Source organism: Butyrivibrio sp., assembly GCF_017635265.1.
Classification (GTDB): domain Bacteria; phylum Bacillota; class Clostridia; order Lachnospirales; family Lachnospiraceae; genus Butyrivibrio.
The window spans coordinates 1-14570 of the sequence record NZ_JAGBLU010000062.1 but is presented as its reverse complement, the minus strand read 5'-3'; the positions used below and the strand labels follow the sequence as shown (position 1 = coordinate 14570).

Genomic DNA, 14570 nt, shown 5'->3' with positions numbered 1-14570 from the left:
TCGTAAAAAGAAATACACTCCGCAGCAAATGGAACATGCTCTGGCTATGCTCAAGAAAAACTCTTATAATCAAGTTGCGGCTATGACAGGGATTTCAAAGTCCACATTGATAAGAGCGAATAAGGAAAAGATTAAATAAAAGGTTGTATTATGGGGATAATAAACTAAGACAAATCTTGATTTGTCGAACTATAATTCTGATTCATGTAAGGAGTAAAACAGATGAAAACACTGATAATATATCGCAAAACATAATTCATTGGGTAATAACTATAGTATTATGGATCGTTGCCGGAATTATAGTAATCTATATCGGAAAGAAAACAACAGACTTCGATATCTGGGAGCACCGTGAAAAAATAAAGGGATGGCAATACGTGGCACTCCTGGTGTGCTTTGTTGTAAATATCATTGCGAAGTATCTGGATTGGAATGGTTTTAAGGTTCTTATTGAATGGAATTCCAAGGAACCGATTTTGTTTGTGTTCCAATATATTTATTATCTGGCAGAAGGATTCCTTATTTCTCTTGTTATTGTCTATGGTCAGAAGGCATTTGAGAAATGGTTTAAGAACGATAAGATTCCTTATGGTGGAATTGTTCTTGGACTGATATGGGGATTGTTCCACATATTGACTAAAGGCAGCGTGCTTGTTGGGATTTTTTCTGCAGTGGCCGGTTTTCTATTTGGAACAGCATATATTTTTACAAATAAAGATTATAGGAAAGCATTACCTATCATTACGTTACTGTTCATTTTATAGTAACATAGATGATTCCTCCAAAATAGAATCAAGTGTGACAATATCTTTTTACTGCTTTGCTTCTGGTTGATTCTCTTAAATGTATGGTATGCTCCACAGGAATAAATGAGCGGTCTTCTGTTCCGGAGAGGAGCCTGAACATGGCTTCTCCTGCATCAATTCCCATTTTTCTGGCATCAATATGAACAGCAGTGATTGCAGGAAGGTGATGGGCAAGGTCATTGCTATCATAACAAGAAGCCAGTGCTATATCCTTTGGGACAGACAATCCGGCTCTTGTCAGCACTTCATGAGTCCAAAGGGAAGTCACATCATCACAACAGATAATACCATCGGCTTTGCGCTGGATGGCGTTTTCAACTGCAATTCTGCAGGATTCAAAATCAACAACATCTCTGAAAATAAGATTGGTGTTTGGCTCGATGGAATAATCTGATATGCCCATAAGGACACCTTCCAATCTCTTGGCATTGACGTTGTAATTCATGCTTCCGCCAATATATGCAATATTTCTGCATCCGCTATTTACCATAGATGAAGAAAGTTCACGACATGCAAGCGCTGTGTTTGTATCAACCATCAGAGCATTCTTGACACCAGAGCCTACTACAACTACAGGGATTCTGTTCTTTTTAAGAAACGAGAAGCTTTTTTCGTGGGCAATTGCTCTGGTAAAAATGACACCATCTAGCATTCCCTTTTCGACTGCTGGTTTTAGAGGCTCATATTCATTGGTATTGCAGAGTATCAGTAGTGTTTCATAGCCATGATCTGCCAATGCACTGGCTGCGCCGAGAAGACACAAATGAAAAAATTCTGATTCATAGAGAAGGTCTCTGGAAAGGACTATAGCAACATTTCCGCTTCTGGAAGACTGGTTATTTTTTGCATTAAACTTGTTTTGAGAAGGGGAGCGATAGTTAATTGTTTCAGCATATGCCAGAACTTTTTGGCGGGTTTTACTTGAAACACGTCCTGTCCCTGAAAGAGCTCTGGATACGGTGGTTGGTGATATATTCAGTTCATTTGCAATTTCATTTAATCTGATTTTCTTTCCCATAATAAAAGATTATATGTGTTAAACCGTTAATTCTCAACAGAAAATGCGCAAATATTTAAAATTTGCGCATCATTAGCGCAAAATTGCGCACATATTAAATGGATTTTGTCTAAATTAGCTTAATATTTTTTTTATATTTGACAGTAATGCAAATAGCTTAATTTGTCTATTTTCCCTAAACTAATACTTAATCGATATGTCTTTTTGTGAAAAACGTATAGAGGAGAGGGGTATGGGAAAAGAAAATATAAAAACAAAAACACCTTTTATGAAGGTTATTAAAAGGCATTGGCTATTGCTCTTGATGCTCCTGCCAAGTCTTTTATATGTAATAATTTTCAGCTATGTTCCCATGACGGGAATCATTCTTGCATTCAAAAGATATCAATATAATGGGGGAATCTATTTTTCACCCTGGAACGGTCTTAACAATTTCAAAGCCCTTTTAATTTCCGGAAAACTTGGAATGGTTACAAGAAATACACTTTTATACAACGTAGCATTTATTTTCCTAGGCGTTGTTTTTGAAATGGGAAGCGCAATTCTTCTTAATGAGCTGTTTTCAAAGTGGTTCAAGAAGATATCACAGTCATTGATGTTCTTACCGTATTTCATAAGCTGGGTTGTTGCCGGAGCCATAATGTATAACATTTTCAATTATGAAAAGGGTGTATTTAACCACGTGATCACAATGCTTGGCGGAACAGCCTTTGACCTGTACAATACGCCGGCTGCCTGGCCAATAGTTATCATCTTTTTGAGAATATGGAAGCAGACAGGATATGGCTCAGTTGTATATCTTGCAGCCATAACAGGGCTTGATCAGGAAATGTTTGAAGCTGCATCCATTGATGGCGCAAGTGCATGGCAGAAAATCAAATATCTTACAATCCCTTCACTGATGCCTACTATGATGATCCTGGTTCTTCTTGGTATCGGAAATATTTTCAGGGGAGATTTCGGATTGTTCTACCAGACAGTGCGTTCAAGCGCATTACTGCAGCCCACAACAGATGTAATTGACACCTACGTTTTCAGACTCCTTATCGACAACGGTGATATCGGTGTTTCGGCGGCAGCCAGCTTGTATCAGTCAGTACTCTGCTTTATAACGATTATGATTTCTAATGCTTTGGTTAAAAAAGCTAACCCTGATTATGCACTTTATTGATGGAGGAGAAAATGGCTAAAGAAGTAATAGTTATGAATAGAAAGCGCCCAATGAGTAGAGATGAAGTCGCAGTTAATGTTGTTGGCGCTGTGCTTATTGGACTATTTGCACTAATCTGCGTTATACCTTTTTATCTGATCATTATTGCATCATTTACCTCAGAAAGTTCGCTGATAAAGAATGGATATCCACTTCTGCCTTCACTGACAAATTTCAGTATTGAAAGCTATCAGCTCAGTTTAAAAAATCCTGTGGCTATCCTAAAGGCCTATGGAACAACTATCGGAGTAACAGTAGTTGGTACATTTTTAGCAGTTTTACTTGCAACGATGACAGGTTATGTTCTTTCAAGAAAAGATTTTCCTTGGAGAAATAAGTTTGCATTTTTTTATTTTTTCACGACTTTGTTTAATGGGGGTCTGGTTCCCTGGTATCTTCTTTGCGTAAGATACCTGAATTTTAAGAACAATTTTACAGGGTTAATCCTTCCGCTGATGTTTTCAGTATGGAACATGATCATAGCAAAGTCTTTTATGTCAGGACTTCCAATGGAGATTACTGAGTCCGCAAAGATTGATGGAGCAAATGACCTGGTTATATTTACAAAGCTGATCATTCCCTTGTCTAAACCGCTCATAGCTACATTGTCATTGTTTTCAGCACTCGCTTATTGGAATGACTGGTATAACTGTATGCTTTACATAACAGATGAGAATAAGTTCACACTTCAGTATTACCTTCAGAGAATCCTTGGAAGTGCGGAAGCAATGAGGATAGTTGCGGAAAAATCAGGGATTGCCCTTCCGTCTATACCGATTGAAAGTATGAAAATGGCGATGACAGTTATTGCCACAGGTCCAATCGTGTTACTTTACCCCTTCGTGCAAAGGTACTTTGTAAAGGGGTTAACAATAGGAGCAGTAAAAGGATAAAGGAGGAAAACATGAAAAAGAAAGTATTATCAATCTTAATGGCGCTTACTATGACAGCCGGTATAATGACAGGCTGTGGTAGCGAGAATGCTACAACTACTGAGAGCACAGGAACTGATGCACAGGCTACTGAGACTACTCAGTCAGATGCTGCAACAGAGACACCTGCTGCTACAAGCGATGCGCTGGCAGGGCTTCCCGATGCAATCGGAGATGGCATAATTGCTGCAACTCCAGAGATGTATTCAGCAATCGATCTTAGCAGCCCTTACACAGTTCAGATGTATCTTATCGGTGATACACCAAATGACTGGGACGAGGTTCTTGGTCTTATCAACGATTATTTAAAGCCTTTCAATACTGATATTAATGTTACATTTCTTAGCTGGAGTGATTATTCAACAATGTATTCCCTTGTTCTTCAGGGCGGCGATGCAGATCTTATCTTCACAGCACCTTGGTGCTATATGTACACAGAAGCTGCTAAGGGTTCATTCTACACACTGGATAAAGACTTTATAGCAAACAACATGCCACTTACAAACAAGTATCAGGCCGCTGAAAGCTGGGATGAGACAACTCTTTCAGGTCAGACAATAGCAGTTCCTTCAAATACAGCACAGCCAATGGGCAAGATTGTCGCTATCAGACAGGACATTGCTGATAAGTATGACATTAAAGAACTCTCCAGCTGGGAAGATTACAAGAACTTTTCTTTGACAGTTGCAGAAAAAGAAACTCCTGACAGTGGTATTTATGCACTTGCAGCTGCCGGTGATAACAATGAGCTTTGGGATGTTTACAGAGAGCAGTATGATACTTTCCTTGCTCTTGATTCAGACTGGTTCGACATGATCTATGAGTACAAGGAAGGACAGCTTCCTACACGTGATGATATCAAGCTTGCCTACGAGTATGAGCCATTTAGAGAATATGCAAAGGATATGAAGGAAATGGCTGATGCAGGCTGCTGGAGCAGATCAGCTCTGACAAATACAGTAACAGATGATGATGCTTTTGGAGCACTTCAGGGCGCATCAATTGCATGGAACGCATCAGTATTTACATACATGAGACAGGCTGAGCAGACAGATGGCGTTACATGTGCAGCTTATGATATTACAAGCCCACATCTTGTTGGGTGTGAAGCTTATTCAAACAATGATATGGCTATTACAGCAAGTTCCAAGATGCCTGAAAGAGCAGCTATGGTACTTGATATCATGAAGATGGACACATATGTTAATCACCTTATTCTTCTTGGAGAAGAGGGCAAGCACTATTCAATGGGTGACAATAACGAGTATACCAGAATTGATGGCGCAGTTGAGAATTATCCTCCAATGACAGTTTCTGCATCTTGGGCAATCAAGAACGGTGAGCTTTCAGAGGCAGGCGGAGATGAAAGAGAAAAGGCTGTTTCAGATAGCTGGGAAGAGAGAGTTGTAAGCAATCCTACAATTACCTTTGTATTTGATGATGCAAATGTAGTCAACGAGAAGGCTGCAGTAAATACAGTTCTTAGCTCATATGTACCAATGCTTGAGCTTGGCCTTGTAGACGATGTGGATGCTACACTTGATAAGATGATAGAAGAATGCTATGCAGCAGGTCTTCAGACTGTTCTTGATGAATTCTATAATCAGTATGATGCATGGCTTGCTACCAGATAATGGTATTAACAGGGCAGATAGGGGAGCAGGAAACTGTTCCCCTTATTTTTTAAGTAATGAGGAGTTAAGATGCTTTTAAAAGACACTACAAGAATCAATGACAATTGGACGTTCACACTGGGCGATTGCGGCGATTATGCTTATGCAGCCACAGATTTTGATGACAAAAAATGGGAAAAAGTTAAGCTTCCCCATGACTGGGATACCTTTTTTGCCCCGGACAAAAAAAGTAAAAGCGGTGCCGGTGGAGGCTACGCTAAAGGCGGAATTGGCTGGTATAGAAAGATAATTACCATTTCTAAGAAAGACTTGAAAAAGAGGCACGAGCTGATATTCGAAGGCGTTTACATGGAGAGCGAAGTATTCGTCAATGGAATACTTGTTGGTAAAAGAGCTTATGGCTATTCCACTTTTGTCGTTGATATCACAGAGGCACTTATAGAAGGCGAAAACATTGTCGCTGTGAAAGTCAATAACAGCAAGCAGCCTAATAGCCGATGGTACACGGGCTCAGGAATATATAGAGATGTTTACTACAGAAAAACAGATTCTGTGTGCCTTGATTATTTTGGGGTTAAGGCCGATACCAGCGGAATATATAGGGAAGGACTCAACGCAACTATTGATGTTCGCACGCTTGTAAATAACTACAGCGAGGATGATAGTGATGTCCAGGTGAAATGGATTCTTAAAGATAAGAGAGGAAAACAGGTAGCAAGTGCAGGGGCAACGCTTTATATCAGCTCTTTTGACTCCTCGGAAGCATGCAGCAGGATTTATGTAGATAATCCAAGCCTGTGGTCTTGTGAAACTCCTTATCTTTATAAGTTTGTAACACAGCTTTATAAGAATGACGAAAAGATTGATGAGAGAGTAGACGGATTTGGAATCAGAACTGCAGAGTTTACACCTTCTGACGGATTCTTGCTTAATGGGGTAAGGACTAAGATAAAAGGCGTTTGCCTTCATCATGACTCAGGCTTGTTCGGAGCAGCGTTTCATAAGGAAATATGGGAATATAGATTAAAGCTGTTAAAAGAAATGGGGGTTAATGGAATCAGATGCTCACATAATCCTCCGGCATCGGCTTTACTTGATTTATGCGATGAGCTGGGCTTTGTCGTTATGGATGAAATCTATGATGAATGGACCCTTGGAAAAAACAAGAACGAAAACTATTTTTCTGATCAGCCATCTTACGGCTTTAGTCAGTTCTTTTATCAGAATGCAGAGCAGGAGCTGCGCACAATGCTAAGGCGCGACTACAATCATCCATCGATAATATTGTGGAGCATTGGAAATGAAATTCCGGAACAGGCTTACTCTGATGGCGCCAAGATTGTAAAGTTTCTATCAGATATAGTTCACTCTGAGGACAGCTTGAGGCTGGTTACAAGCGCATGTGATAATATTGCATCTCTTCCTGAGATAGAAACAAGAAAAGATTTTATTGATGCGCTTGAGGTTGTCGGATACAACTATGTTGGTAGATGGCGTGAAAGAGCAGAAAGCTTTTATGAGGAGGATAAACTGGCTAATCCGGACAGAATAATGATCGGGACAGAAAATCCATCAGTTTGTGGTGACCGAGGTGATTACAGCACCGATAACAAATATAACTTCAGCTATGTAACAGCCCCGCTTACTCATGAGGCGTTGTGGAGATTTACAGCCAGCAGAAATTATGTTGCCGGAGATTTTATCTGGACAGGAATTGACTATCTTGGAGAAGCGCATTGGCCAAGGCGTGGTGCTAACTTTGGAGCTATTGATACAGCTAATTTCAAAAAGGATGCCTTTTATTACTTTAAGTCCATATGGAATAAGGATGAGGTTACATTGCATCTTTTACCTCATTGGAATTTTGAGGGTGAAGAAGGACAGTTCAAGCAGGTTCTGTGTTATACAAACTGTGAGAAGGTTAAGCTTTTCATCAATGACAGACTGGTGGGAGAAAAGGCTTGTGCAGCATGCCCAAGGTATGGAGCAACTAAGAGCTGGGATGATGAGGTAAGGCGCTATCATCCAACAACTGGAGATCTGCACCTGTCCTGGGATGTACCTTATGAAAAGGGAACATTAAGAGCAGAAGGCTACATTGGAAATAAGCTGGTAAAAACTACAATTGTTCAAACGACAAAAGAAGCTGACAGACTTTGTGCAGAAGTAAAACAGCTTGGAGATTTCTTTTTTATCGAGGTATCTGCCTGCGATACAGACTATAAAGTAGTTCCGACTTTTAATGGCCTTATCTATGTAAAAATGGATATAAATGCCTATCTTATCGGTATGGATGCCGGAAATATGTCAGATCTTACTTCGTATAAATCAGACAAAAGAGCTATGCTGGGCGGTAAGATATTGGTTGTCGTAAAAAAGAAAGATATGAAGGATATGTCAACGATTAGAATTGAATCGGATGGACTTAAAGGTTTGCAATTAAAACTGTAATCATAATGCATAAATAGCGAGGGGATTATTAATGAGTAAGCTACTAAACGGAAACGAAATCAGTCTTGGAACTTGTTATTATCCTGAACATTGGGATAAATCGCTCTGGAGAGAAGACCTTGAGCGGATGCAGAAGGTGGGAATCAAGACTATACGTATTGCGGAGTTTGCATGGAGCAAGGTAGAGCCCACAGAAGGCTCTTTTACCTATGAATTCTTTGATGAGTTTCTTGATATTGCAGACGAAATGAACATGCGGGTTATCATGGGAACACCTACAGCAACTCCTCCTGCATGGCTTACATCAAAATATCCCGATGCTCTAAATGCTCGTAAGGATGGCACACTCTTCAGGCACGGAATGCGAAGGCACTACAACTATAATTCTGAGAACTATAAAAGACTATCATCAATTATCGTAGAAAAATTTGCCAAGCACTATGGAAAAAGAAAATGCGTGATTGGTTGGCAGATTGATAATGAAATCAATTGCGAAATTGCTGAATTCTATTCAGAGAGCGATGACATGGCTTTCAACAAGTTCCTTCAGGATAAGTACAAGACTTTGGATGCGCTTAATGACGCCTGGGGAACGGTTTTCTGGAATCAGACTTATACGGAGTGGAATCAGGTTCATATTCCAAGGACAACGGTGCAGGGGACAGTGAATCCCCATCAGACGCTTGATTATTACAGATTTGTGTCTGATAGCGCTTGCAAATGGGCAAGGATGCAGGCAGACATAATCCGCAAATACAAAAAGGAAGATGACTTTGTTACTACCAATGGCATCTTTGGCCATGTGGATTATCAGAGAATGCGGGATGAGAGCCTTGATTTCATAACCTATGACTCTTATCCAAACTTTGCATACACATTAGATGGCTACGATAAGGACGAAGCTTCACTTCGCGACAGAAAATGGAGCAGAAACCTTACAGATACAAGAGCTATTTCTCCTATCTTTGGAATAATGGAGCAGCAATCCGGGGCCAATGGTTGGAATACCGGAATGGCAGCACCAACACCAAGGCCTGGACAGATTACTCTTTGGACAATGCAGTCTATTGCCCACGGGGCGGATTTTATCAGCTATTTCAGATGGCGCACTGCAACCTTTGGAACAGAGATGTACTGGCATGGAATTCTTGATTATTCAGGAAGAGATAACAGAAGGTTAAAAGAGATTGAGGATATTTACGGTAAAACGCAAAAGCTCTCTGAAATCGCAGGAAGCCGTTATTTAGCCAAAGTTGCTGTCATTAAGGATTATGACAATATATTTGATGCGGAGTTGGATGTTTGGCATAAAAATGTAGAAGAAAACAGCCAGAGAGCAATTTTTAATGCCGCCCAAAGGAGTCATACTCCAATAGATTATGTTTATCTAACCGAAAATATTACTGCAAAAGAGCTTTCAAAATATGAAGTACTGATTTATCCTCACATGACTATGGTCAACGAAAAATTTATCCCGGTTCTTGAGGAGTATGTGCGAAATGGCGGAAAGCTGGTCATTGGCTGCAGAAGCGGATATAAAGACATGACTGGAAAATGCACCATGGAGTATCTTCCGGGAAAGCTTAAAAGTCTAACCGGCAATGATATTCCTGAGTATACTGCAATCTCTCCGGATGCCGGTGATGTCTACATCAAATGGGGTAAAGATGAGTTTAAAGCAAGTTCTTTTGCAGATCAGCTCTTTGCATGCACGTCTACAGCCAAAATGGTTGGCAGTTATGAAGATGATTACTATGAAGGATTTGGAGCTATTACCGAGAATAAACTTGGAAATGGTTATGTTTACTATTATGGCAGCGCATTTAGCGAAGAGGCTGCTTTTGTATTTCTGAAGAACCTTGGGGTAATTGATCCGTTTAACGAGTACTTTGATATTCCGGATGAAATGGAACTTGCGGTAAGAGAAAAAAACGGTGATAAATATGCTTTCGTCCTCAATTATCAGAGAAAGGTTCAGAACATGTGGCTTAAAAAAGAGCTTAAGGAACTATTGGCGGGAAGCATAGAATCAGAAGAAGTCATTATGCAAGGCTACGAGGTAAAGATATTTAAGCTGTAGAGGAAGACATTGATGATGCAATCAAGGCAGTCAGGAAGAGGCAAAGATCCGAATGAAGTTATACCGGAATATAAACCTTCCAAAACACTCGAAAAATCTTTACATGATTAGGATTTAGAACTTAGAATTATACCTTTTGAATTTTGAAATCGTAATACAGAGCATTTAGAACACCCAGATTCTTTGACAAAAGGCTCTCTGGGTGTTATTATAAAAGAAAACACTTTAATACGGGTAAATTTTCAGGGTAAACGCACACTTTTTAATAAAAAAATTTTATCGAACTAAATGCACACAAAGCCAGAGTTTTTCAGCACTCTGGCTTATTTTTTATGCCCTTAAATGGCATGGATTTTTAATCAATGGCATGACAAAAAGACGTCTACCATCTATTTTTTTAGAATAAATGCACACATCTGACTGTTTGTTCCGTTATGTTGCATTTCGAATGGGAGTTGTCATATGATAATCAAAAGTTGTTCATTCTAGTTGCAGCTAGAATGAGCATGGATGGCTTATTTTCTGCGATTTAGAAGCGCTGGTTTAAGAAATACGTCATCCGGCTTTATCTCAACAAGCTTCATGACTTCATGGAGCTTGTTGTCCAAAAGAACTTTCGAAAGAATATATGGCGTTTTTCCATGGAATTTCTCCCTGGAATAACTGTTGATGTGATTCACTAAAAGAGTGATGTCATCCTGGGTTAGATCTTCAAATGAAAAACCTTTAGGAATAACATATCTTATGAATTCATGGTTCTTTTCCAGAGCGCCTTTCTGCCATGAACATTGCGGATCACAATAGAATACTTTTGTCTTTATTTCCCCATAAAAATCGCATTCTAATGCCTCAGGATAAAGAAATTCTGTACCCCTGTCGGTCTTATCCCGAATTCGGGATAAGACAGACTATACCGAAGAAAATACTATGCCGAAGTTTTTGGATTTTGCCTGAAAATTAGCTATTTTTCGCAAAATCTTCGGCATAGTATCAGCATCAATCCAGTGAGTACAGGAGCTTTTTTATTGCCGGCTCCTTCCATATCTTGCCATTATCAGCAAAGGCTGGAGCAGCTTTATTCATGGCTTCACTCATCATTTCCAACGTTGCAAATGCATAAAAGCCAGATGTGGTTGACATACTCTCATGGCCAAGAAGCTGCATTATAAACGGTAATGGAACTCCATTCCTATACAAATCCATGGCCTTAGTCTTTCTGATCAGGTGACAATGCACATCTGGTGGGACATCAGCGCAGGTTTTGCGTGCTTTGTCTGCCGCTGTTTTTAATATCAGGCTGATACTATCTGTTGAAAGAGGATGCGGTACGCCATCAAACCTGCTGTAGAACAGAGGCCCTTCATTCATGCCGGGATGGAATTCTTTTAAATAGTGGTTTAGATGAGCAATGGTTTTCTTCATAATCGGTACATTTCTGGTTTTTCGGCCTTTGCCTATAAGAGTAACAAACGGATTTGCAGCATCTAAATGAAGTGATGATACTTTTAAATCTGCTAATTCCTGCACTCTTGCAGCTGTGTCATAAAGAAGAATCAAAAGCATTCTGTTTCGCCTGTGTTTGGCTGTTTTGGTGTCATATGCATCAAGTATAGCCTTAGTTGCTGTAGATTGGAGATATTCAATAGGCTTTTTCTCTTCTTTGACTTTTCTGATTGTGCAGACATCATTATAGATGCCTCTTAGCTCGAAATCCTCGTCTCCACAGTATTTGAGAAATGAGCGGATTGCAGTAAGCTTCAGATTTATAGTTTTAGGAGCATACTTATTAGTTGATAACCATCCAATAAAATCTTTGACGTTGGATCTATTAAAAGCATCAAATGTCACATCACCTCCCTTAAGATTTTTCTCACTTTCGAGGAAAGTAAGAAATGATTGCAATGACTGCTTATAGGTCTCAACCGATTTGTCTGACATATTTCGCACTGCTGGCATATAGTCATGAAGATATGTCCGTGCCATTAGCCAGAAATCCTTATCTTTTTTCCTTTTATACTTCATCGCTGTCCACCTCCGGAATCAAATCTTCGGTAGTAACAGCCATTTCCTGATATATGGGAAAGAAGTCAGGAATCAGATGTATGTAATAATAGGTACTCTCAAGTGATGAATGCCCCATGTACCGCATGAGATAAGGAAGCATTGCATGTATGTCTTTGCCTTCAGCTGACCAACGCATGATGTTTGCACAGGCGAAGTGGTGACGAAAGTCGTATGCTCTTGGTTTTACTTTACCATCTCTTTTTAAACCTGCAGCCAGCCATATGTTTTTGAAATTAACCGATAATGCAGAAGAGGAACAGATGCCGCCACTGCCGCCTGGGAAAAAGTATTCCCTATCCGGAAAGACCTTTTGTATTGCTGATTCGTAGTCCTTCAGGTATTGTATGAGTTCGTCAGATAGAAAAAGTCGTCTGTCACGATGAGCTTTTGCCCAGAGTATATCTACATATCCTTTGTCCAGATGTACATCTTCGCACTTAAGTTGCCTTGCCTCTTGAGACCTTATACCGCAGCAATACATAAATCTGTATAGTGCTGGAAAAACGTATGCTCTACCGGGGATATTCTTCCTTCTAACATATATGTCACACTCTTCAAAGAAGCGCTGTATCTCATGCTCAGTCATAAGGTAAACTTCTGCATGATACTTTTGGATAATAAACGAATTATCTATTACATAGGCATTTGTATCTCCCATGTTTACAAGATATCTTCCGAATTCCCGTATGGGTGATATCCAGCTTCTGTCACTGGTTGTAGACTTTTCAGCATGTTCGCATGCCCAACCATCTACAACAGCTTTGATTAGAGTTCCATGATTTCCATGGCTAAAGTTATACTGATCCAGTTCGTGAAGATATACTTCGGCTGATTGATATTTAATGCCAAGCGCATGTTTGTACGCAAGGAAATCCTCAATTACTGTACTTAGTTTGCTATAGAATGGTTTCACGGAATCACCTCCTTCGAAATACTACCAAAAGGAAGTACACATTCCTTTAACCTTTCCTGATCAGTTGTGATATAGATTCCAGTTGTATCTGGATCTGAATGCCCCAGTATAGCAGCAATTGTTTCAATAGGGACTTCATTTCTTACCATAGTTGAGGCTGCATTGTGCCTAAGCATGTGCATCCCAAGGATACGACCATTTTTGGGGACAGATGCCTTCTCCAGGATACGTTTGACCATAACATAGCAAGAAGAGTGACATGATAGCCGATCAAATGGTGCAAGCAGTCTCACGAAAAGATAATCATTTGGTGCATCTGGACGCTGTTCTACGAGATATCTGGCTATTGCATTGCCTACTGATGGTATCAGAGGAATGCAGACAAGATTTCCTGTTTTGCTCTGCCGCCATGATATAGTGTCATTTCTCCAATCTATATCTGACAGGCGGAGGTTGATTATATCGCAGGCTCTTATGCCGGTAGATAATCCAAGGAGAATCATTGCGGTATCACGTAGAGGTGTGTTCTTATCCTCCGTTACAACTTTAATTCGTTCTTGTTCATCGGATTCTAACACCGGAATAATGCGGTTATATCTAGGAGCATGAATTCCGGCCAAAGCCAGTAACAGGTCATTACGATCTAAGTACCGACAGATTTTTCTGGTTTCACAGAGAACTTCTCTTTGTCTGGTCGGTTTGGTGTTTTTTATATAGTCAAGAACAATAGGTGCGGTTAAATCCTCTATGCGCAGTGTATTGTAGTTGTTTTCAAGAAAGGTAAGAAATGAGTACATGCCGTAATCATAGAAATGCTGTGTATTTTCATTATCATACTCATCCTTCAGGTAAGCGCAGAATTCATTATAAACAGAGCGATGATAGGCATTGTCCGGCTGAAGCCTTGTTCTCGCAGATACTGCAAAATCAAACTTGCCTGTGTTGATATATGAATCTATAAGCCGTATAAAACGACCTTGTAAATGGTATCGCTCTTTACTGAACTTGCCGGTTTTAGGGCTGATAACATCATTTGCATAGAGTTCACCAACATCGCTGCTATACTCAGTTACATTGCGTTCTTCACAGAAAGCTTTGAACCTCCTGACAGCGCCTTGATAATTGAAGATGGTTGAAGCATTATACCCAGCATCTTCTAAAGCACTAATAAGTAGCTTGCAAACAGTGTCTATATCCATCTTGAAGCACCTCCTTATATTTGATGCTTCAAGTATAGAACACTATACCGAAGAAATATGAACAAGCAGCATAATTTCAGATATACACCAAAAACTTCGGCATAGTATTTTCTTCGGTATAGTCAGTGAGGCCTATCCCGAAGAGCCTTGAAAAACATTCCTTTCCAAGTCCCTTTTCAAGGTAGTTAAACCTTTCGATCACTGAATCTGCTGTATTATCAGGCATCAAGAATACGATCATTACGCTGTTTCTTCTCAGGATC

Annotated in this window: 12 protein-coding genes and 1 pseudogene; 7 read left to right on the top strand and 6 right to left on the bottom strand. The window is 39.8% G+C overall.

Annotation, left to right across the window (positions count from 1 at the left end; all coding sequences use genetic code 11):
• The first annotated feature begins 28 nt into the window (after positions 1–28).
• Positions 29–139 (top strand): hypothetical protein, encoded by a 111-nt coding sequence (locus J6O61_RS19730; protein ID WP_442861700.1) that lies wholly within the window; start codon positions 29–31, stop codon positions 137–139.
• A 37-nt stretch (positions 140–176) separates the two neighbouring features.
• Positions 177–764, top strand: coding sequence for a hypothetical protein (locus J6O61_RS07580; protein WP_292211499.1), 588 nt, complete (start codon positions 177–179; stop codon positions 762–764).
• A gap of 28 nt (positions 765–792) precedes the next feature.
• Here the strand turns inward: J6O61_RS07580 and J6O61_RS07575 are convergent, their stop codons facing one another.
• Positions 793–1824 (bottom strand): LacI family DNA-binding transcriptional regulator, encoded by a 1032-nt coding sequence (locus J6O61_RS07575; protein ID WP_292211496.1) that lies wholly within the window; start codon positions 1822–1824, stop codon positions 793–795.
• A 232-nt stretch (positions 1825–2056) separates the two neighbouring features.
• On the opposite strand from J6O61_RS07575, the gene J6O61_RS07570 reads away from it, so the two are divergent.
• The 5 genes from J6O61_RS07570 to J6O61_RS07550 all read left to right on the top strand — a co-directional run bounded on the left by J6O61_RS07570 (position 2057) and on the right by J6O61_RS07550 (position 10131).
• The gene (locus J6O61_RS07570) at positions 2057–2995 is read left to right on the top strand and encodes an ABC transporter permease (protein WP_292211493.1); all 939 of its coding nucleotides are present in this window, start codon (positions 2057–2059) and stop codon (positions 2993–2995) included.
• 11 nt (positions 2996–3006) lie between these two features.
• Complete coding sequence (locus J6O61_RS07565) at positions 3007–3927, top strand: carbohydrate ABC transporter permease (RefSeq protein WP_292211490.1); 921 nt, start codon at positions 3007–3009, stop codon at positions 3925–3927.
• A gap of 11 nt (positions 3928–3938) precedes the next feature.
• A complete protein-coding gene (locus J6O61_RS07560) occupies positions 3939–5600 on the top strand; it encodes an ABC transporter substrate-binding protein (RefSeq protein WP_292211487.1) in 1662 nt (553 codons plus the stop codon).
• A gap of 69 nt (positions 5601–5669) precedes the next feature.
• Complete coding sequence (locus tag J6O61_RS07555) at positions 5670–8051, top strand: glycoside hydrolase family 2 TIM barrel-domain containing protein (RefSeq protein WP_292211483.1); 2382 nt, start codon at positions 5670–5672, stop codon at positions 8049–8051.
• Between the two features lie 31 nt (positions 8052–8082).
• Positions 8083–10131 (top strand): beta-galactosidase, encoded by a 2049-nt coding sequence (locus J6O61_RS07550; RefSeq protein WP_292211480.1) that lies wholly within the window; start codon positions 8083–8085, stop codon positions 10129–10131.
• A gap of 515 nt (positions 10132–10646) precedes the next feature.
• Here the strand turns inward: J6O61_RS07550 and J6O61_RS07545 are convergent.
• The 5 genes and pseudogenes from J6O61_RS07545 to J6O61_RS07525 all read right to left on the bottom strand — a co-directional run.
• A complete protein-coding gene (locus tag J6O61_RS07545) occupies positions 10647–10811 on the bottom strand; it encodes a hypothetical protein (protein WP_292211477.1) in 165 nt (54 codons plus the stop codon).
• Positions 10812–11127: 316 nt separating this feature from the next.
• On the bottom strand, positions 11128–12153 hold the full coding sequence (locus J6O61_RS07540) for a tyrosine-type recombinase/integrase (protein WP_292211476.1): 1026 nt from the start codon (positions 12151–12153) through the stop codon (positions 11128–11130).
• A complete protein-coding gene (locus J6O61_RS07535; RefSeq protein ID WP_292211474.1) occupies positions 12143–13108 on the bottom strand; it encodes a tyrosine-type recombinase/integrase in 966 nt (321 codons plus the stop codon). The genes J6O61_RS07540 and J6O61_RS07535 overlap by 11 nt, the downstream gene beginning before the upstream one ends.
• Entirely contained in the window at positions 13105–14307 is a 1203-nt protein-coding gene (locus J6O61_RS07530) for a tyrosine-type recombinase/integrase (RefSeq protein WP_292211472.1), read from the bottom strand. The genes J6O61_RS07535 and J6O61_RS07530 overlap by 4 nt, the downstream gene beginning before the upstream one ends.
• 76 nt (positions 14308–14383) lie before the next feature.
• A pseudogene (locus tag J6O61_RS07525) lies at positions 14384–14570 on the bottom strand (IS30 family transposase); the annotation flags it as partial.